The sequence below is a fragment of the Pseudoalteromonas issachenkonii genome (genome assembly GCF_002310795.1).
GTDB lineage: Bacteria > Pseudomonadota > Gammaproteobacteria > Enterobacterales > Alteromonadaceae > Pseudoalteromonas > Pseudoalteromonas tetraodonis.
Genome location: NZ_CP011030.1, coordinates 2,765,555 through 2,785,540 on the forward strand (window position 1 = coordinate 2,765,555; position 19,986 = coordinate 2,785,540).

At 41.6% G+C, this 19,986-nt stretch carries 20 protein-coding genes and 1 riboswitch; of the genes, 5 read left to right on the forward strand and 15 right to left on the reverse strand.

Going from position 1 to position 19,986, the window contains the following annotated elements; genetic code table 11:
- Nucleotide 1: 1 nt before the first annotated feature.
- The 5 genes from lysS to xerD form a co-directional block, all read right to left on the reverse strand.
- Nucleotides 2-1,537 carry a lysine--tRNA ligase gene (gene lysS / locus PISS_RS12820; RefSeq protein WP_008467803.1) on the reverse strand — a complete coding sequence of 512 codons (1,536 nt, stop codon included), beginning with the start codon at nucleotides 1,535-1,537 and terminating at the stop codon, nucleotides 2-4.
- A gap of 26 nt (nucleotides 1,538-1,563) precedes the next feature.
- Nucleotides 1,564-2,662 (reverse strand): peptide chain release factor 2 gene (gene prfB / locus PISS_RS12825; RefSeq protein WP_096038752.1). Its coding sequence is split into 2 segments (ribosomal slippage): nucleotides 1,564-2,586 and nucleotides 2,588-2,662, totalling 1,098 coding nucleotides; the frame shifts between segments, so codons are not numbered across the junction.
- A 145-nt stretch (nucleotides 2,663-2,807) separates the two neighbouring features.
- The gene (gene recJ / locus PISS_RS12830) at nucleotides 2,808-4,529 is read right to left on the reverse strand and encodes a single-stranded-DNA-specific exonuclease RecJ (RefSeq protein WP_028835670.1); all 1,722 of its coding nucleotides are present in this window, start codon (nucleotides 4,527-4,529) and stop codon (nucleotides 2,808-2,810) included.
- Between the two features lie 83 nt (nucleotides 4,530-4,612).
- Nucleotides 4,613-5,341, reverse strand: a complete 729-nt coding sequence (dsbC, locus tag PISS_RS12835; RefSeq protein WP_008467797.1) for a bifunctional protein-disulfide isomerase/oxidoreductase DsbC — start codon at nucleotides 5,339-5,341, stop codon at nucleotides 4,613-4,615.
- A 72-nt stretch (nucleotides 5,342-5,413) separates the two neighbouring features.
- Nucleotides 5,414-6,340, reverse strand: a complete 927-nt coding sequence (gene xerD / locus PISS_RS12840) for a site-specific tyrosine recombinase XerD (protein WP_008110662.1) — start codon at nucleotides 6,338-6,340, stop codon at nucleotides 5,414-5,416.
- A gap of 105 nt (nucleotides 6,341-6,445) precedes the next feature.
- Here xerD and fldB point away from each other — a divergent pair, with 105 nt between their 5' ends.
- On the forward strand, nucleotides 6,446-6,967 hold the full coding sequence (fldB, locus tag PISS_RS12845) for a flavodoxin FldB (protein ID WP_008467792.1): 522 nt from the start codon (nucleotides 6,446-6,448) through the stop codon (nucleotides 6,965-6,967).
- 47 nt (nucleotides 6,968-7,014) lie between these two features.
- Here the strand turns inward: fldB and PISS_RS12850 are convergent, their stop codons facing one another.
- Both PISS_RS12850 and PISS_RS12855 read right to left on the reverse strand, forming a co-directional pair.
- A complete protein-coding gene (locus PISS_RS12850) occupies nucleotides 7,015-7,473 on the reverse strand; it encodes a DUF2147 domain-containing protein (RefSeq protein WP_036956626.1) in 459 nt (152 codons plus the stop codon).
- Nucleotides 7,474-7,567: 94 nt separating this feature from the next.
- The gene (locus PISS_RS12855; RefSeq protein ID WP_058155221.1) at nucleotides 7,568-8,266 is read right to left on the reverse strand and encodes a tRNA1(Val) (adenine(37)-N6)-methyltransferase; all 699 of its coding nucleotides are present in this window, start codon (nucleotides 8,264-8,266) and stop codon (nucleotides 7,568-7,570) included.
- Nucleotides 8,267-8,342: 76 nt separating this feature from the next.
- Between PISS_RS12855 and srmB the strand changes: the two genes are divergently transcribed.
- Together srmB and PISS_RS12865 are read left to right on the forward strand one after the other, a co-directional pair.
- Nucleotides 8,343-9,569 carry an ATP-dependent RNA helicase SrmB gene (gene srmB / locus PISS_RS12860; protein ID WP_013465810.1) on the forward strand — a complete coding sequence of 409 codons (1,227 nt, stop codon included), beginning with the start codon at nucleotides 8,343-8,345 and terminating at the stop codon, nucleotides 9,567-9,569.
- 239 nt (nucleotides 9,570-9,808) lie between these two features.
- The gene (locus PISS_RS12865; protein WP_058155222.1) at nucleotides 9,809-10,129 is read left to right on the forward strand and encodes a BON domain-containing protein; all 321 of its coding nucleotides are present in this window, start codon (nucleotides 9,809-9,811) and stop codon (nucleotides 10,127-10,129) included.
- Between the two features lie 745 nt (nucleotides 10,130-10,874).
- Here the strand turns inward: PISS_RS12865 and PISS_RS12870 are convergent.
- Entirely contained in the window at nucleotides 10,875-11,831 is a 957-nt protein-coding gene (locus tag PISS_RS12870; RefSeq protein ID WP_033102560.1) for a mechanosensitive ion channel family protein, read from the reverse strand.
- A gap of 105 nt (nucleotides 11,832-11,936) precedes the next feature.
- A complete protein-coding gene (gene yaaA / locus PISS_RS12875; protein WP_028835667.1) occupies nucleotides 11,937-12,716 on the reverse strand; it encodes a peroxide stress protein YaaA in 780 nt (259 codons plus the stop codon).
- A 218-nt stretch (nucleotides 12,717-12,934) separates the two neighbouring features.
- Between yaaA and tal the strand changes: the two genes are divergently transcribed.
- On the forward strand, nucleotides 12,935-13,885 hold the full coding sequence (tal, locus tag PISS_RS12880) for a transaldolase (protein ID WP_036980141.1): 951 nt from the start codon (nucleotides 12,935-12,937) through the stop codon (nucleotides 13,883-13,885).
- A 226-nt stretch (nucleotides 13,886-14,111) separates the two neighbouring features.
- Nucleotides 14,112-14,300, forward strand: a complete 189-nt coding sequence (locus PISS_RS12885) for a DUF3545 family protein (RefSeq protein WP_008467780.1) — start codon at nucleotides 14,112-14,114, stop codon at nucleotides 14,298-14,300.
- Nucleotides 14,301-14,359: 59 nt separating this feature from the next.
- Here the strand turns inward: PISS_RS12885 and ung are convergent, their stop codons facing one another.
- Genes ung through PISS_RS12915 form a run of 6 tightly spaced genes read right to left on the reverse strand, consistent with a single transcriptional unit; the run spans nucleotide 14,360 to nucleotide 19,764 of the window.
- The gene (gene ung / locus PISS_RS12890; protein ID WP_058155223.1) at nucleotides 14,360-15,022 is read right to left on the reverse strand and encodes a uracil-DNA glycosylase; all 663 of its coding nucleotides are present in this window, start codon (nucleotides 15,020-15,022) and stop codon (nucleotides 14,360-14,362) included.
- The gene (locus PISS_RS12895) at nucleotides 15,019-15,867 is read right to left on the reverse strand and encodes a cobalamin-binding protein (RefSeq protein ID WP_058155224.1); all 849 of its coding nucleotides are present in this window, start codon (nucleotides 15,865-15,867) and stop codon (nucleotides 15,019-15,021) included. Before PISS_RS12895 ends, ung begins: the two co-directional genes overlap by 4 nt.
- Complete coding sequence (cobO, locus tag PISS_RS12900; protein ID WP_058155225.1) at nucleotides 15,867-16,466, reverse strand: cob(I)yrinic acid a,c-diamide adenosyltransferase; 600 nt, start codon at nucleotides 16,464-16,466, stop codon at nucleotides 15,867-15,869. Before cobO ends, PISS_RS12895 begins: the two co-directional genes overlap by 1 nt.
- The gene (locus tag PISS_RS12905) at nucleotides 16,459-17,940 is read right to left on the reverse strand and encodes a cobyric acid synthase (protein ID WP_028835662.1); all 1,482 of its coding nucleotides are present in this window, start codon (nucleotides 17,938-17,940) and stop codon (nucleotides 16,459-16,461) included. The genes cobO and PISS_RS12905 overlap by 8 nt, the downstream gene beginning before the upstream one ends.
- Complete coding sequence (locus tag PISS_RS12910) at nucleotides 17,940-18,950, reverse strand: FecCD family ABC transporter permease (protein ID WP_058155527.1); 1,011 nt, start codon at nucleotides 18,948-18,950, stop codon at nucleotides 17,940-17,942. Before PISS_RS12910 ends, PISS_RS12905 begins: the two co-directional genes overlap by 1 nt.
- 1 nt (nucleotide 18,951) lies before the next feature.
- A complete protein-coding gene (locus PISS_RS12915) occupies nucleotides 18,952-19,764 on the reverse strand; it encodes an ABC transporter ATP-binding protein (protein ID WP_036956633.1) in 813 nt (270 codons plus the stop codon).
- Between the two features lie 76 nt (nucleotides 19,765-19,840).
- A riboswitch (cobalamin riboswitch) is annotated at nucleotides 19,841-19,978 on the reverse strand.
- Between the last annotated feature and the right edge of the window lie 8 nt (nucleotides 19,979-19,986).

Consider the following 19,986-nt stretch of genomic DNA (forward strand, 5'->3'; position numbering starts at 1 on the left):
CTTAGTCTGCTTGTGGGCGCATATGCGGGAATAAAATAACATCTTTGATAGTTGATGAGTCAGTAAACAACATGACTAAACGGTCAATACCAATCCCTTCACCGGCTGTTGGTGGTAAACCATACTCTAGCGCGCGAATGTAGTCTTCGTCGTAGTGCATTGCTTCATCATCACCTGCGTCTTTTTCTTCAACTTGGCGAGAAAAACGCTCAGCTTGATCTTGTGCATCATTAAGCTCAGAGAAACCATTTGCAAGCTCACGGCCACCAACAAAGAATTCAAAGCGGTCAGTTACAAATGGGTTTTCGTCGTTACGACGTGCAAGTGGCGATACTTCCCACGGATACCCTGTGATAAATGTAGGTTGGATAAGCATATGCTCAGCCGTCTCTTCAAATATTTCACATAAAAACTTACCCGGGCCCCATACGCAGTTTTCAGGAATTTTAACATGCACTTGTTTAGCGTACGCTTTTAATTCTTCAAAGTGGTTTTCTGGGTCGTTAAATACCGCAGCATCAAACTCAGGGTTATATTTTAAGATTGCGTCACTCATGCTTAAACGTGTGAACGGTTGACCAAAGTCATACTCTACTGAATCAATCACTTCACCGTTTTCATCTTTAGTGGTGTTAACCACGATTGGGCTGCCCAATACGTTAGTTGCAACTGTACGTAACATGTCTTCGGTGATGTTCATTAAATCAATGTAGTCAGCGTATGCTTGGTAGAACTCAATCATGGTGAATTCTGGGTTGTGACGCGTTGATAACCCTTCGTTACGGAAGTTACGGTTAATTTCGAATACACGGTCAAAACCACCTACTACTAAACGCTTTAAGTAAAGCTCAGGCGCAATACGTAAGTACATGTCGATATCAAGCGCATTATGATGAGTTACGAATGGACGCGCAGATGCACCACCAGGAATAACCTGTAGCATTGGCGTTTCTACTTCCATAAAATCGCGGTCTGCTAAAAAGCGACGAATACCTTCAACCACTTGTGAGCGAATACGGAATGTTTCACGCGTTGCTTCGTTAGTAATTAAATCAACATAACGCTGACGGTATTTCGTTTCTTGATCCGATAGGCCATGGAATTTTTCAGGAAGTGGACGAAGTGACTTAGTCAGTAGTTCGTACTCAGCCATGTCTACGTATAAATCGCCTTTACCCGATTTATTAAGCGGCCCTTTAACACCAATAATATCGCCAATATCAAGCTGGCCATATTTTGCTTTTAAATCTTTTTGTACGTCTTTTGATGCATAAACTTGTACACGGCCTTTCATATCTTGAATAGACATAAACGGACCACGCTTAGCAAGAATACGACCTGCAATCGATACTACGTGCTGTAATTCGATTAATTCTTCTTTACTCTTATCACCAAACTCAGCCTGCAAATCTGCCGTGTAATGCTCACGACGGAATTGGTTTGGATGACCGTTGGCTGGGCAATTTGCGCGAATAGCGTCTAATTTGCCGCGACGCTCAGCGATTAACTTATTTTCGTCTTGGATTTGATCAGTCATTTTTTAGCTCTTTTTTAGCTTGGTGGTTATAAACCAGATTTTAAGCTGGCTTCAATAAATTTGTCTAAGTCGCCATCGAGTACCGCTTGAGTATTACGGTTTTCAACGCCGGTACGTAAATCTTTAATACGCGAGTCATCAAGTACGTAAGAACGAATTTGACTTCCCCAGCCAATATCAGACTTGTTGTCTTCTTGGCTTTGCTTTTCTGCATTTTGCTGTTGTAGCTCAAGCTCAAATAATTTCGCTTTTAACTGCTTCATTGCTTGGGCTTTATTTTTATGCTGCGAGCGCTCGTTTTGACACTGCACCACAGTATTAGTTGGCACGTGAGTAATACGTACCGCTGATTCAGTGGTATTTACGTGCTGACCACCCGCGCCTGATGCACGGTAAACGTCTATACGTAAGTCAGACGGATTAATATCAATCTCAATGTTGTCATCAACTTCTGGGTAAACAAACGCAGAAGCAAACGAGGTATGACGGCGGCCACTTGAATCAAATGGGCTTTTACGGACGAGGCGGTGTACGCCTGTTTCAGTGCGTAACCAACCATAAGCGTATTCACCAGAAAAACGTACCGTTGCGCCTTTAATACCAGCAACATCACCATCGGTCGCTTCAACTAGCTCTACTTTAAAGCCTTTTGCTTCACCCCAGCGTAAGTACATACGCAGTAAAATATTACACCAGTCTTGTGCTTCAGTACCGCCAGAGCCTGACTGTAAATCAAGGTAAGCATCGTTTGAATCGTGAGAACCTGAAAACATACGGCGAAACTCTAAGCCTTCAAGCTGCTGATTTAAATCAGCCAGTTCGCTTTGTGCTTCATCAAAGGTGTCTTGATCTTCGGCTTCAACAGCAAGCTCTACTAACCCTTCAACGTCGTCAGTACCCGCCACTAAGGTGTCAATGGTTTCAACAACAGCCTCTAGTGCTGACTTTTCACGACCAAGGGCTTGTGCGCGCTCAGGTTCATTCCATACGGCTGAATCTTCAAGTTCGGCGTTAACTTCTTCTAAACGTTCTTGTTTAAGAGCGTAGTCAAAGGTACCCCCGAAGCAGTTCAGTACGTTCGCGAATTTCCTTGATTTGATTAATCACAGGATTCACTTCAAACATGTACATTACTCCAAAATGGCTAGGTTATTGCGCACTTAAAAAAGAGACCGAGCGCAATTAAAAATCATCAAATAATAAAAACGCCCGATTTTAACAAAAAACCGCGCGTTTTATTAGCCTTTTATGCATGGTTTGAAGATATTTTTTAGCCCACTTTTTCAAGCTCTCTTACAATCAGTTGTAAGCTAAATTTACCTCTAAATTCATTTATATCGAGCTGGTACGCTACTTTAACAAACTGCGCCTCGGTATCTGGCCACGCTTTTACATCAATGCCAAAAGCTATGGCGTCAACTAAACGTGCAGATTGGTGTTTAAGGACTAACTTTAGGTGTTTTTCACCCACAATGCGCTGCTGTATCACTTCAAAGGTGTGTTCAAATATCGGCTCAGGAAATTGCTGCCCCCACGGGCCTGATTGTTTTAAAAGCTGGGCAAAATCCATGCTAAAGCAGTCGTTAGGTAGTTCACCATCGGTAAACACAATACAGCGTTTACTTTCTTCACTGAGTTGCTCGCTAACCGCACTATCAAAAGCGCGTTTAAACTCAGTAAATTGCTGCTCGTTAATACTTAACCCTGCTGCCATTGCGTGGCCGCCAAATTTATTAATTAAACCGGGTTGCGCGGTGTTTAATCCCTCTAGTAGGTCGCGCATATGCAAGCCTTCAATAGAGCGACATGAGCCTTTAATTTCACCATTTTCGCCACCCGCAAATATCACGGTTGGGCGATGGTATTTTTCTTTTAAGCGCCCCGCTAAAATACCAATAACGCCTTGGTGCCAATCGTCTTGATATAAACAAATAGCATCGGGCACACTGTCTTCTTTAAACGCCAGCCTATCGAGCACGGCTTGCGCCTCTACTTGCATACCTTGCTCTATTTCACGTCTGGCAAAGTTTAAGCTATCAAGCTCACCGGCTATGCGTCTTGCTTGATTTATGTCGTTGCTAAGTAAACACGCTATGCCTAGACTCATGTCGTCTAAGCGCCCTGCTGCATTTAAGCGTGGAGCAAGCGAAAAACCAAAGTCACTGGCGCTCAAACGCGCGGCATTGCGATTAGCCACTTCAATCAGTGCGGTAATACCCGGACGAGTTTTACCACTGCGAATACGTGCCAAGCCTTGGTGCACTAAGGTGCGGTTGTTCGCATCAAGTGCCACCACATCGGCCACCGTACCTAGCGCTACAATATCAAGCAAATCAGCAATATTTGGCATGGGATGCTGCTCAAAATAACCTTGTTCACGCAGTGCGCTTCTCAGGGCAATGAGTAAATAAAATGCCACCCCAACACCGGCTATCGACTTAGAGGGAAAATCACAATCGTGGCGGTTAGGGTTAACAATAGCATCGGCGTTAGGCAGTTGTTCACCCTGCAAGTGGTGATCTGTTACCAGCACTTTAATGCCTGCGGCTTTAACAATATCAATGCCTGCGATACACGATATGCCGTTATCGACGGTGATCACTAAATCGGGCTGCATCGTCACTATTTGCTCAGCCAATGCTGGGCTTAAGCCGTATCCTAAACTAAAGCGGTCTGGTACTAAGTAATCTAAGTGGGTAAAGCCAAACATGGCCAGCCCTTGCATTAAGGTGGCGGTGCTGGTTGCGCCATCGGCGTCAAAGTCGCCCACAATAAGTATTTTGCTTTGTGCGTGTAGGGCTTCAATTAACAGTTGGCTGGCTTTGTCTATATCTTTAAAAAGTTTGAAGTCGTGGAGTGTGGCTGCGCTATTGTTTAGCTCATCGGCATGGGAAACATTTCGCGTGGCATAAATTTGCTTAATAACAGGGTGAAGATGGCTCGGCAGATGAGAGTCGTCAACGGGTTCTCGCGCAATGATCATTTTTTTCATGCTAGTTTTTAACTTATGATGTTCATGATATAAGACAAAAAAAGGCCATTAAGGCCTTTTTAAACACATACTCGTGGTATTGCTTAGCCCGCTTTGTTAGCCTCAAGCGCTGCGCTTAATGCCGCAGCAGGCTGATAACCTGGGATCATCGTGCCATCTTCTAAAATAATAGCCGGTGTACCGCTAATACCAAAACTCTGGCCTAACTGATAATGCTCAGCAACAGGTGCGCTACAGCCTTTAACAATTTGGGTATCTGCACCCGATTTAGCTTCAGTTAATGCTTCTTGCTGATCTTTCGCACACCATACATTCATTAAATCAGCGTAACCAGATCCTTGCAGACCGCCGCGTGGAAATGCTAAATACTTAACGGTAATACCCGCATCAAGTAAGTCATCTAGTTCACGGTGTAATTTACGACAGTAACCACAGCTAATATCGGTAAATACAGTAATGCTGTGCTTCTCTTCAGGTGCTTTGTAAACAATCATTGAGTCTTCGTATTCTTTTAACCCTGATTGGCGCACACCATTAAGTGCTTGCTCGGTTAGGTTACTACGGTTGTTTAGATCGATTAGCGTACCTTGCATTAAAAATTGACCGTCAGGACTTGCATACAGCACACCTTTATTGGTGATCAATTCTTTTAAGCCTGCAACTGGGCTTGGATTAATTTGTTTAACGGTCACCCCTAGCGCGGCAAATTTTGTCACGATAGGATCTGTAGCATCCGGAGTGACTGCAACGCTATTAGCAAAAGCGCTCAAACTAGTGCACAACATGGCACCTGCTAACATTAATTTTTTCATAACGGGTTCTCTATCCTAAAAATACTTATCTTATCGTGTCTATATGACCGGCTTAGTGACAAAAAAATTCGCTTAAGCACGAGGATGATGCTCAGCATGCACCGATTTTAATCGCTCATTCGCTACATGCGTATAAATTTGGGTAGTTGATAGGTCGCTGTGGCCAAGCATCATCTGCACCACACGCAAGTCAGCCCCATGATTTAATAAATGCGTTGCAAATGCATGTCGCAAGGTATGGGGTGATAGCGGCGACTCAACGGATGCCAAAATAGCATAGTGTTTAATCCGATGCCAAAAAGTTTGTCGTGTCATACCCACTCCTCGCTTTGAGGGAAACACAAAATCGGTAGCATGTTTTATCATTTGCGCGCGCCCGAGCTTTAAAAATTGCTCGAGCCAATACATGGCCTCTTCACCTAAAGGCACTAATCGCTCTTTGTTACCTTTACCTTTTACAAACACCACAGCTTGGCGCAAATTTATTTGCTCCATTCTAAGCCCCACCAGCTCGGTTACCCGCAGGCCTGTTGCATACAGTAACTCCAGCATGGCTTTATCGCGCAGCCCCATTGGCTCTTCAATGTTGGGCGCACTTAATAGCGCTTCTACTTCGGCCTCAGATAGCGTTTTTGGTAACGACTGCCCTGCCTTTGGCTGAGCAATATTGACCATAGGTGAGTCGCTAATTATTTTTTCACGTACAAAGTACTGATAAAAACGTTTTAATGCACTAATACTTCGCGCAGTGCTGCGTGGTTTTAGCCCTAAATCAACGCGGTGTGCTAGGTAACTTTCAACATCTAAGCTGGTTACCGTCATTAAGTTTTCGCCTTTTAAAAACTGGCAAAACTTATCTAAGTCACTGCGATAAGCGCTCAGTGTGTTTTCACTTACGCCTTGCTCTAAATAGAGGCTATCTAAAAAGGTTTCTAAAAAGTCGCTATTGCTGCTTAGCTCAGTATTTTGTTCAGGTAAATCGTCAGATAGCGTTGTCACGTTGTGATCTCATGTTGGTAATACCACGGGAGAAGGTATCAATTAAAAATACCTTACGGTAAACTTGAGCCTATCATAACAGGCAATTACACAGTGATAAATACGATGCAGATTGGTTTATTTTTTGGTTCTACTACCTGCTATACCGAAATGGCGGCAGAAAAAATACGCGACATTATTGGCGCCGATATCGTCAGCTTACATAATATTAAAGACGAGCCGCTTAAAAACGCTGAGCAATATGACTTTATCATTTTTGGTATTTCTACGTGGGACTTTGGCGAAATTCAAGAAGATTGGGAATCAAAGTGGGACGACATAAAAGATGTTGACCTAAATGGTAAAACTATAGCCTTATTTGGCATGGGCGATCAGCAAGGGTATGGCCAGTGGTTTCAAGACGCATTAGGCATGCTTCACGACGAAATAAATGCCCAAGCCATTACTCAATTAGGCTTTTGGCCGAACGACAGTAATTACGAATTTGAAGCATCAAAAGCCCTTACCGAAGACGGTAAACAGTTTGTAGGTTTAGCATTAGATGAAGACAGTCAGTACGAGCTAAGCGACGAGCGTATTGCCACGTGGGTAGAACAAGTGATGACAGAGTACGCTGAAACCCTATAACTCACTATTGCAAAGAGCGCTGCCATGCAGCGCTTTTTAATTCTTAACTATTCTACTTTTAACCAGTATTGGTTACGGTAAAAAAAGCCCACATAACCGCGCACTTCTAGTTTTTCGCCATTTTGCTGCGGTGTTAAACGCACGCTGTAGGTTTTACCATTATTGGGGTCGAGAATTTCACCGTCTTCCCAACTACCGTCACCCGCATAGGTCACATCTTCAATAATGGTCATCCCCAACATAGGCTGATTCTTTTTATCACCATCACACTCGGTGCAAAGTGCATCTTGCTTGGCTTTATTGAGTATTTTTTCAATTTTACCAGTCAGCACGCCATCTTGCTCAGTAATGCGCACGTACGACTTAGCCTCGTTGGTCTCTTCGTTAATAGTTTTCCAAAGCCCAACCGGTGTGGGGTTAGCAAAAACCTCAGAGGTGTTAAATAAGCTGCCCGCTAAAAGGGCTAGTAATAGTATTTTTTTTGATTTTTTAGTTAATAAATTCATCAAATTACTTTAAATATGAGTCAATAATGGTGCCATACTAACAATCCTTTATAAAACACTCTACGTAAAAATGCTTTAGGCATACAGCGTGGTATTACATATTTAAATAAAACGCCTTGCACAGTGCAATGTAGTCTTGACTGTAAGCATTACTTAACTCCCTTATGCATAGGGTGCTTTTACTTACTTCGCCATCATCAAAACTAAAAGTCATCAAACTGCGGCTAAAGGGCTTATTTGGCATAGCTTGTACTTGGCAGTGACGATTTAAATACAGCCCTTGCTGCTGTGCTAATGTTATAAATAACTGCGCCTCAGTGGTGGGTAAAATAAGATTAAAACGCGAATGTTGATGACTTAGTTGCCTAAACGCACCAAGCAGTTCTGCAAAGCTTAAACCATCGGTATGGCGAGCGGTATTTCGCGCTGCATTATCACCTTTTAAACTGTGATTAAAATAAGGCGGATTAGCTATAACACAATCAAATAAACCCACAGCCTCAAACTGCTGAATAGGCTGATGGTAAATACTAATATCCGGCCAAGGGCTTTGCTGGCAATTTTGTAAAGCCTGCTGGTAGGCGGCTTCATCAACTTCAACCGCGCTCACCTTTAAATGTGGCGCTCGTTGCTTACACATTAGAGCCAGTAACCCTGTACCTGTTCCTATATCAAGTAACGTATTTGCGTGGCTTAAATCAGCCCATGCGCCCAGTAAAATACCATCGGTAGAGACCTTCATGGCGCACTGGTCGTGCTCAACCTTAAATTGTTTAAATGCAAAACCAGACATTTTTTCACCTTTTCATTCACCAAGCAGGTTTAAGTGCGTATAATTAACGGCAATTGTCCCCTATTTTTGACACTCTATGCAATTTTCTGAATTTGATCTTGATGATAAGCTACTCAATGCTATTAATAAAATGGGCTATGAAACCCCCACTAGCATTCAACAACAAGCCATTCCTGAGGCGTTGCAAGGACGCGACATTTTAGCGTCGGCACCAACAGGTACGGGTAAAACGGCGGCATTTTTAATTCCGGCAATTCAATATTTAATGGATTTCCCACGTCGTGATCCGGGCTTTGCACGGGTATTAATTATGACCCCAACGCGCGAGCTTGCTTATCAAATTCATGAACAATGTGAGTTACTTGCAAAACAAACCCAGTTAAAAATTGGGGTGGTTACCGGCGGTATAAACTACGGTACACACAAAGAAATTTTTGAAAATAATAATGACATTTTAATCGCCACACCTGGGCGTTTAATGGAGTATTTGGAAACCGAGAACTTCCACGCAGAAAACGTAGAAATGCTCATTCTTGATGAAGCCGACCGCATGCTCGACATGGGTTTTCGTAAAGAAATGCTGCGCATTTGTGATGAAGCTAAAAACCGTCGTCAGTGCTTTTTATTCTCAGCCACCCTTGAGGGCGATAGCGTAGAATTATTTGCTGAGCGTATTTTAAACGACCCCGCGCTACTTGAAGCCGAATCATCACGTAAAGAAAAAGCTAAAATTCATCAATGGGTTCATTTAGCCGACGACTACCGCCATAAACTAGAGCTATTAGTTAACACTTTAAATGGCCCTGATGTTAGTAAAGCGATTGTGTTTGTAAAAACCCGTGAGCGCCTTGAAACCCTAATTGGTGAGCTTACTAATAACGGCGTAAAAGCTGCGTGGCTACGTGGTGAAATGCCACAAGACAAACGCATGAAAGCCATGGAAAACTTCCACAGTGGCAAAACCCGTATTTTAGTCGCTACCGATGTGGCGGCCCGCGGTATTGATGTAGCTGATATAAGCCACGTAATTAATTTTGATATGCCTCGCACTGCAGATGTATACGTACACCGTATTGGCCGTACAGGTCGCGCGGGTAAAAAAGGTATTGCAATTTCACTCATTGAAGCGCACGACATTGGCATACTTTACAAAGTAGAACGTTACATAGAGCAAAAGCTAAAACGCCGTGTATTTAAAGGATTAGAACCAAAGCATAAAGAAGCCAAGCCACCGGTTAAAAAGCGTAAAGATCCAGTAAAAATGAAAGCAAAGAAAAAAGCCAAAGCTAAAAAGAAAAAATAGCTTTAGCTTTAACACATTTAATTGAGCCGACGTTTGTCGGCTTTTTTGTGGCTTAAAAACAGTGAGTAAGCTATTCATAGTAATATGTAAAAAATACTTAGCTGAATAACTAATTAATAAAATAGTAATTTATTTCAAATAGTTAACCTTGGAATGAAACTTGTAACCCTATCGAATATACGAGTATTAAAACGCCGAGTAATGGCGTTGTTTTTTAGTAACACACTAAGGATATAGTTATGAGTCGCATTAAATTTACTATCGGTTTTATTTCGTTTTGTTGTTTATTTTTATTAGTCTCTGCTTTTAAAGTCAGTGCAGCAACGCATTTAGCTGTAGTTAGCAGTGTGGCTACACAACCTAATTTACAACAATCTATTACTCATGAATTGCGCACTAACCCAAATTTAAAGTTAGAAAAACTAAACGTATACGTTAATGACGGTGACGTTGAACTTAAAGGTGAAGCCAATAACGGTTTTGAACGCGCTCTTGCACAAAAGTTTTTAGAAAATATGGATGGGGTTAAAATCATTCATAACAAAATTAGTGTCATTTAATACAACTTTTTCTTAACCAATACGCTTAACTTATCCCTCAGCGCTGCTTGTTTCTCCAACACAAGCGGCGCTTTTTTATGGTTTGCACAATATAATTCACTGCAGAGCATATTCCCAAGCCAGTTTAAATACTTAATTAAATGCCTTTTAATTTACGCACCAATCGCGACGCTCATTGCAGCTGCTTATACTTTTGAAACCTTTGTTTATAGACACTTATTATAAAGCGCTTACATCAAGCTTGGGCTCTAGTTCGGCTGATTAAATAATCTATTTTGAGATGAGAAACCTTATCGATATAGTTTTATAATTGAGATGCTTTTAAGGCAGTTAGCGCAAGGCTTTAATTACTTCAGATTATCAATTGGGTCTGTTGTTCTTTCAAGGTTGAATTTGCAGTAGTCTGTTTGGTATTTAGCCAAGGGTTCTACCCAGGGACATTTACTCTTTGTTGGCTACATGGATGGTGGTAAGGAGCGTGAGCTGGACGCGGAAGCTTTGCTCGGTTTTTACTTATTATTACATGGATGTAAGCCAGTAGAATAACGCAGGAGCAGTTATCGAGCCCACTAGGCAACAAACCTCGCGTCGCGATTAAATAGCTCTTAGTTTGAACTAATTTTAATCCGCAAAGGTCAACAGACCCTTATATTATTTATTATAAAAAGCGCGTTTTACTTTGTAAAAACGCGCTGATAGTCAGTAACTATTTCCCAATGCTTTTACCTTCGGGGTTTTAAATTATTTACTCACCTTGGCTTGCATCAGTATTATTGTCACCCTCTTTATTTGCTGACTGCTGACTTATTTTATCGCTTATCATGGCATCGAGTTTTTCACCGCCCTTAATACCAAAATCCAACGTACGAATAGGAAACGGAATACTAATATCAGCGGCATCGAGTGCTTGCTTTACAGCCACAACTCCTTTGTGACGCACCGTCATAAAATCAGGCTCGCCAGGGTATTTGATCCAAAACCACACCAACAAGTTTATACTGCTATCACCAAAGCCTTCGGCATAAACAGCGGTTTCATTTTTGCGGATCACAAAGTCAAATTGGTTAATTTTGTCGACGATGACCTCACTGGCTTTTTCTATATCGTCAGCGTAAGAAATACCCACCGGCACTTCTATTCGTCTTACCCCTAAGGTGCTGTAATTACGCAGTACATTTCTAAATAGTATTTTATTAGGTACCAGTATCAATTGCCCGTAAAAGCTCTCTATTAGTGTGTTGCGCAAGTTTATTGAATGTACCGAACCAAACACATTATCGGTTTCTATGACATCACCCGCTTTAAACGGTTTACGAATTCCCATGGCAATACCCGCTATCAGGTTTTCGGTCATATCTTGAAAAGCAAAACCAATGGCAAGACCAACAATACCTGCACCAGCAAGCAGAGAAGTGACAGTACTTTTTAAGCCCATAAAATCAAGGGCAATAAATACCCCCACACTCAGTACAATAACTTTAAATATTGAGGCCATTAAATCGGCAATTTGCGTAGAGTCGAGCGAGCGACGTAAAACATTTTTCATTCCTTTGCCTGCCAAACGCGCAATAAATGAAAATAGAATGGCAATGATCACCGCAACAATAAAATTAGGGATATGGCTTATAACTACATCAAACCAACCGCCGAGCTTTTCTTCTATCAACTTTTCGGCTTCTGTAATTGAGGGAATTGAGAGCATTTATTTTATACCTTAGTTAGGGTTAGTAATCTAAGGTTTGCAAAAATAACGCCAGTATAAAAAAGCCATGCAATGCATGGCTTATTAAATACTTTAAAAAGTGTGTTAGTTTTGCTCTTCGCGTAAAAATACCGGTTCAAGTTCTTTGGTGGTTGCCTCTGGGCTAAAGTAATAGCCGGCCACAGTAAACTCTTTGAGTTGGCTTAATTGAGTCACTTGATTTTCAATGATGTAGCGTGCCATCATGCCGCGCGCTTTTTTAGCGTAAAAGCTAATCACTTTATATTGGCCGTTTTTACAGTCTTTAAAGTGTGGTGTAATAATGTGTGCGTTAAGCGTTTTTTTATCTACTGCTTTAAAGTATTCGTTAGAGGCTAGGTTTACTAAGTATTGTGCATCTTGTGCCGCTAATACGTCGTTAAGTTTATTAGCAATAACACTGCCCCAAAACTCATATAAGTTTTTACCCCGGCTGTTTTCAAGTTTTGTACCCATTTCTAAGCGATAAGCCTGCATTAAATCAAGCGGCTTTAATACTCCGTATAATCCCGAAAGTATACGTAAATGGTCTTGAGCGTAATCAAGCTGCTTAGTAGTGAGGGTATTAGCATCTAACCCGCCGTATACATCGCCGTTAAAGGCAAGCACGGCCTGTTTAGCATTATCGGTAGTGAATGGTTGTGCCCACTCACTAAAACGCGCTGCGTTGAGGCCTGCGAGTTTATCGCTAATTTTCATTAAACTGCCAATTTGCGCAGGAGTTAGTTCACGGCATACTTTCATGAGCGCTTCGCTGTGCTCAAGTAATTCAGGTTGAGTGAACTTATCTGTTGCGGGTGGCGTGTCGTAATCAAGATTCTTTGCTGGTGAAATAACAGTGATCATAGTTAGCTATTGACTTGTAAATTATTTAATGTCAATTTCAACATTAAATGAAACGAAAAGCACGTTTTGTTTAAAATTATCCTACCTAAAACTCAACCGTTACCGTTTTTTTATTGATAAGGACATAAGACCTATCAAGCATTGTCACACTGTTGCAGTATAGCTATATTAAGGTAGTTTAGATTTTCTTTTAACTTGCTTGGAATGAGGAAAAGCAAATGACTAGCGCTCTACAAAGGCTTAAACAACATTCTTCTATCGTGGCCGACACGGGCGATATAGAAGCCATAAAAAAACATCAACCTGAAGATGCGACTACCAATCCATCGCTACTTTTAAAAGCGAGCGAGATTGAAGCTTACAAACCTTATCTAGATAAAGCATGGCAGTATGCAAAAGAAACAGAGCAACAGCCTGCAAAACAGCTAGAGCTGGCTTGTGATTATTTTGCAGTATTACTTGGTAAAGAAATTAGTGAAATTGTACCGGGTTATATTTCTACCGAAGTTGATGCACGTTTGTCATTTGATACCCAAGCAACAATTAATAAAGCACACACGCTATTGAGCCTTTACGAAAAAGAAGGCGTAAGCAAAGACAAAATTTTAATTAAAATAGCGTCAACGTGGGAAGGTATTAAAGCGGCTGAGCAATTAGAAAAAGAAGGCACTAAGTGTAACCTTACTTTATTATTCAGCGATGCCCAAGCGCGCGCTTGTGCTGATGCAAACGTATTTTTAATCTCTCCATTTGTTGGCCGTATTTTAGATTGGCACGTGGCAAACGGTATGGAAAAACCAACCGATCCGCTTCAAGATCCGGGTGTGCAATCTGTACGTAGCATTTTTGAGTTTTACAAACGTCACGACTACAAAACCGTAGTTATGGGCGCAAGCTTTCGTAATACCGGTGAAATTATTGCCCTTACAGGATGCGATAAGCTAACAATTAGCCCTAATCTTTTAGAAGATTTGGGTAATTTAGAAGGTGCTGAAGAATACTTGCTAGCAAGTGATATTGCTAAAGAGCCAAAACCTGAGCCACTTAGCGAAACACAGTTCCGTTGGTTACATAACCAAGATGCCATGGCGACTGAAAAACTCGCTGAAGGTATTCGCTCATTTGCAGATGCGCAAGAGCAGTTAGAAGCACGCTTTAAAGCGATGTAACTAACCGCTGTTTAAGAGTTTAAAAACGTCGCTTATTGCGGCGTTTTTTTATACCTGCAATTTTATTTTAAATACTCGCCTTGTCCCCATTTAAGTGCTGTTCTCATTGATCTTCATCAAAATACCACCCGTTAGTAACAGTTTCGTCACATTTATATTCTATTTTATTAATAGCTGTGGTATAGATACTGCCGAGGTTCAAAAAGTGGTCAATAGGAGATAATCAATGGATAGCCTAAACGAAATAATAGAGATATTAGAAGGTTCTGATACATCGAAAAAAACCTCTCAAAAAAATAAAAAAAGAAAATGGCGCGAAATAGAAGCAATAAAAGATAAGCAACGTTTGCGCAAAGAACTACAGGAGCTTGACTATTTTGCGGATAGTGTTGCTATTGATGAGTTAGAGTTTTAACTAACATAAGCAACTAAAAAGGCTTTCATAAATGAAAGCCTTTTTTAATGCCTATTACCCTATACCTGCCAATTAATGGGCTGCGCCCCTTGCGCTATTAACAGTTCATTGGTTTTGGAAAAGTGCTGGCAACCAAAAAAGCCGCGATGCGCTGAAAGCGGCGAAGGATGAGGCCCTGCCAATACATGATGGCGCTGGCGATCAATACTTTTACCTTTTTTTTGTGCATGTGCGCCCCATAAAATAAACACCACACCTTGGCAGTGCTCATTTATATGAGCAATCACGTTATCGGTAAATTGCTCCCAACCTAAGTGTTTATGGGAATGGGCTTGCCCTTGCTCTACAGTTAATACTGTATTGAGCAAAAACACACCTTGCTTTGCCCAGCCTTGTAAATAGCCGTGTTCTGGCGTGGTAAAGCCATTAATATCAGTTACTAACTCTTTATAAATATTTTTGAGCGAAGGCGGGAGCTTTTTAACCTCAGGCAATACTGAAAAACACAAACCATGCGCTTGCCCTTCTCCATGGTAAGGGTCTTGACCTAATATAACCACTTTAATGTCGCTAAGTGGAGTTGCATCAAATGCGCTAAACATCTGTGATTTTGGCGGATATACAGCAGTGCCTTCGGATCGTTTATTCGCAATATATTCAAGGGTTTGCTGCATATATGTTTGGCTAAGTTCATGGTTTAAAAAAGATGACCAGTTGCTCATAATTGACTCTTAATAAATTCTCTAGATATATCTACTTTGTCACACATCTGCGCTAATCCATCCAACATTCTGGGGGTAAACCGATGTAATAAATCAGCATTGACGCTAATAAACTGCTCATACTTTACCGCAGGGATTTCAGGCCATTGCTGCCAATTTACCGTAGGCATTACCCTTTTTGATTTTTCATCGGGAATAATAATAACTTGTGGCTTAGTAACTATCACGTTTTCGATGCTAATTTGTGGGTAATCTGTGTCGCTGTTTGCAAATACATTGGTTACTTGGCAAGTTTCGATTAACTGATTGATCCATGTATTTTTTGATACAGTCATCATAGGCTCAGGCCACAACTGATAAAACCCAGTAAGCGTGGTTTTATCTTTCTGTGTAACTTTAATTGCGTTGAGTTTGGCCGTAAATGTCTCGGCTACTTGTTTACTTTGCTCAATATGACCCGTTATTTGACCTAATTTTAGTATTTCCGAGGCAACCCCTTCAATAGAACTTGGATCACTTAAATATAATTCAATTCCTAAACGCTTTATTTGTGCTAAATCTTCAGCCTGATTACCACTTTTCCACGCAATCACCATGTCAGGTTTTAGCATGAGTAACTTTTCAATAGAAATGCCATTGTAGCCACCAATACGCTCAATTTTAGTCGCCTCTTGCGGGTAATCTGCGTAATCCAGCGTGCCCACTATTAAATCACCAGCACCAATAGCATATAAATTTTCAACTATGTGTGGTGCTAAAGCCACTATACGAAGCGCCTTGTCAGCTAGGGCTTGGGGTACATTAACAGCAAACAATAACAGCCCAAAAACAATACGCTTTAACATTAGTAATCAAAGCCTTTCAATGCTTTTACGCCCGACTCAAACGCATGTTTTACATTACGTACTTCACTTACCGTATCGGCAAGCTCTATTAAGGTGCGATGCGCAGCACGACCAGTAATAATTACCGATTGCATAGGCGGTCTATTATTTACAGCAACAACCACTTCTTCAAGGTCGATATAACCATAGGTCACCATATAGGTGAGTTCATCGAGTAATACCACATCGATACTGCTGTCGCTTAGCATCCGCTTTGACTTTTGCCATGTTGCTTGCGCTGCCGCGGTATCGGCCTCTTTATTTTGCGTATCCCACGTAAACCCGGTGTTCATAACAGCAAATTCAACCCCAGCACCTTGCAGTAAATTACGCTCACCACACTCCCATGTGCCTTTAATAAACTGACATACCGCAGCTTTTTTGCCGTGCCCAACACAGCGTGCAACCACACCAAAGCCAGAAGTCGATTTGCCTTTACCGTTACCAGTAATAACCTGAAAAATGCCTTTTTCTCGTTGCGCTGCGGCTACTCGCGCGTCAACCTGTTCTTTTACTTTTTGTTGACGCTGTTGGTGCTTGTCGTTAGTTGATTCAGTCATTGTTATGTCCTTGATAAATTTTAATAATTTGTTCAATATTTAAATGCGCTTTACACATATCAGCTAAGCGTTCTAACTGGCGTTCACGATGCTCATTTATACTAATCGCACTAATTGCACTTTCTGGTTTCACCCACTTTAACAGCTGTTCTGTGGCTGCAGGACTATCAAACAAGCCATGTAAATAGGTACCAGCAATGGCATTATCGTCACTCACAAAACCATCGGTTTTAAAGTCATTGGGGTGTTTATTAAAGCGAATGAGTGGCTTGTAGAGCGCCTTTCCTTGACTAATACCTGCATGTATTTCGTAGCCATCACATGCAACCTGTTGCTCATTTAAATTAAGCACTGCGCTCACTCGGCTTAACACTTTTTGCTCACCCAATAGCGTATCAAAATCGCTAAGCGCTAAACCCGTCACTTGCCCCAACGATGACTCCACCCCATTTGGATCACTGATAGTGTTACCCAGCATTTGCATACCACCGCAAATACCCAATACTTTGCCACCATAACGTAGATGGCGCTTAATTTGCTGATCCCAGCCTTCATTTTTTAAAAACGCGAGATCGCTGAGTACATTTTTACTGCCAGGTACAATAATTAAATCAACAGCAGGAATTGCTTGTGTATGGCGCACGTAGGTTATATTTATATTCGGGTGTAATCGCAGAGCATCAAAATCGGTATGGTTACTAATATGTGGCAATAACAGTACAGCAATATTTATACTGGCATCGGTCACATTATTATCTATGGCCACAGCATCTTCTGCATCAAGTGCTAAATCGTGCAAGTAAGGTAATACCCCTAATACAGGTTTACCGGTATACTCCTCGAGCCAATCTAGCCCACCTTGTAATAAACTAATATCACCACGAAAACGGTTAATCACAAAGCCTTTTACTCGTGCTTGCTCAGACTCGCTTAATAACGCCAAAGTCCCGACTAAGTGCGCAAATACTCCTCCTTTATCAATATCGGCAATAATAATAACAGGGCAATCCACTTGCTCGGCGTAACCCATATTTGCAATATCGTTTGCGCGTAAATTAATTTCGGCTGGGCTGCCAGCCCCTTCTACCAGTAATAAATCAAAGCGTTTAGCTAAACGCTTATGTGAGGTTAATACTGCATCCATAGCCACTTTTTTGTAGTCATGGTAAGCATCGGCTTCCATATTGCTGATAGCTCTACCATGAATAATAACTTGTGCGCCGGTATCACTATTGGGTTTGAGTAATATAGGGTTAAAGTCGATTTCAGGTTCAACTTTTGCGGCTATGGCTTGTAATGCTTGGGCTCTGCCAATTTCGCCACCATCGTGTGTTACGGCGCTATTAAGTGCCATATTTTGTGGTTTAAACGGTGCAACATTAACCCCTTGGTTAGCAAACACTCTGCAAAGTGCTGCCACTAAGGTGCTTTTACCCGCATCGGAGGTGGTACCTTGTACCATTAATGTTTTCATTATTTACCCACCAGCTGGCGCTTACGAAAATACAAGATACTTAAAAAGAATAGACTACCAATAGCCGCCGTGATCACCCCTATTGGCAGCTCTTGGTTAGCGAGTAATGAACGTGCCAGTACATCGACCCATACCATAAATATGCCCCCGACTAACCCGGTCATTAATAATCCAACGCTGCTGCCTTGAGAGATAAAAAAGCGCACTATGTGCGGCACCATTAAGCCAACAAAGCCAATTCCGCCACACATAGCAACCAATACGGCTGTGATCAATGAGCTTAAAATAAGCATTAAAATTCGAAAGCGATGCACCCGTACACCAAGCGTTGTTGCGCTTTCATCACCTAACAACATGGCATTAAGTTGGCGTCTAAAACCTAACATAATGACTGTACATGTAATGATGACCAAGGCAGGTAATAACAGTGACGGCCATTGCGCCCTAGCAAAACTTCCCAAAGTCCAAAATAAAATAGCCGCGACGGCCTGTGGATCGCTCCAATAAAGTAATAAACTGGTAAAGGCGCTAAATAAAAATGATAAGGCCACCCCAGCCAATAACATCGACTCAACTTGGGCGTTGCGTTTACTGCCAGCAATTAAAATTAATAACCCCATTGCCACTAAACTGCCAATTAAGGCTGCTGCTGATAGCGCAATGCCTGCGCCTATTCCAACAAAAGCCATTAATACTACGACTCCTAATGATGCTCCCGACGAAATACCAAACAAATAAGGGTCAGCCAATGGATTACGAGTAACTGTTTGTAATATCAATCCAGCAATCGCTAAACCGCTGCCGGCCAAAAAAGCCAGTAACGTACGTGGCATTCTTAATTCAATAATAATGCGGCTGGTAAATGAGGCCTCGCTTGAAAAAGTTAAGCTATGGTATACATCTGCGAGCGAGGTAGGGGCAGCACCAAAGCTCAATGCCACAAATAAACTAAATACAGCGCATAACAGTGCAATAATTAACGCCACACCATGGTTAGACATAATCGCCATGTTATTGGTATCCATAATAATAGGTAATATGGGGAATAGACTCGCCATTGGACGCCGTTTGAGGGTGAGTATTAACTTGCGCGCAAACACCAAAAACCTCATCAAGCATTTGCTCGGTGATCACCTTATTAGGCTTTCCCGCGCTAGCGATTTCTCCGTTTTTAATAACCACTAACTCATCGCACATGGCTGCCGCTAAATTTAAATCATGAAATGAAGCAAACACAGTAATGCCCAAAGATTTAGCCAGCTCCATTAATTGAATTTGATATTTAACATCAAGGTGGCTTGTGGGTTCATCCATAATGAGTAGCTGTGGTTGCTGCACAATCGCTCTGGCAATAAGCGCTCGTTGCTTTTCACCGCCAGATAGTGAGTCAAATGACTGATTGCTATGAGATTCAAGCCCAACACGACTAATAGCCTGCGCTATTTTTTGTTTATCTGCTTGGGTGGTCGAGCTAAATAGCGTTTTATGCGGGGTAAGCCCTAGAGCTACAACATCGAATAACGAGAGATTAAATTGCGACGGTGTTTCTTGTAGCACTACCGCAACTTGCTTGGCATAGTCTTCGCTTTTTAGCTGCCAAATATCGGTATCGTTAAATTTAATGTCGCCTGCTGATGGCTGATTAAATCGATATAAGCACCGCAGTAAACTCGACTTTCCTGCCCCATTAGGGCCAATTAAACCAATAAATTTACCACGCTCAATGCTCACATTAATGTGCTTAAGAATTAATGTATTGTCCACTCGCCAAGAAACGTTGTTAACGGTTAAAAGCGGTAAGTTTAAAGAGGTGTGAGTGTGCAAAAAATTATCCTAGGCAGGGAAACACCCACACTCAGTACTAATACGTACCAAAAAGAAAATGAGTTAACCCGCTCGTTATATGAAGTTTTAAGGCATTTGTATCTGACTTACAGTAAAACTGATCACAGTTACGGGAATAGTTGAGGAGTTCCACCTCATTCCAAATGCTTGGCTATTATGCGCAGATAAGTAAATAATTTAAAGCAAAAAAAAACCGCACTC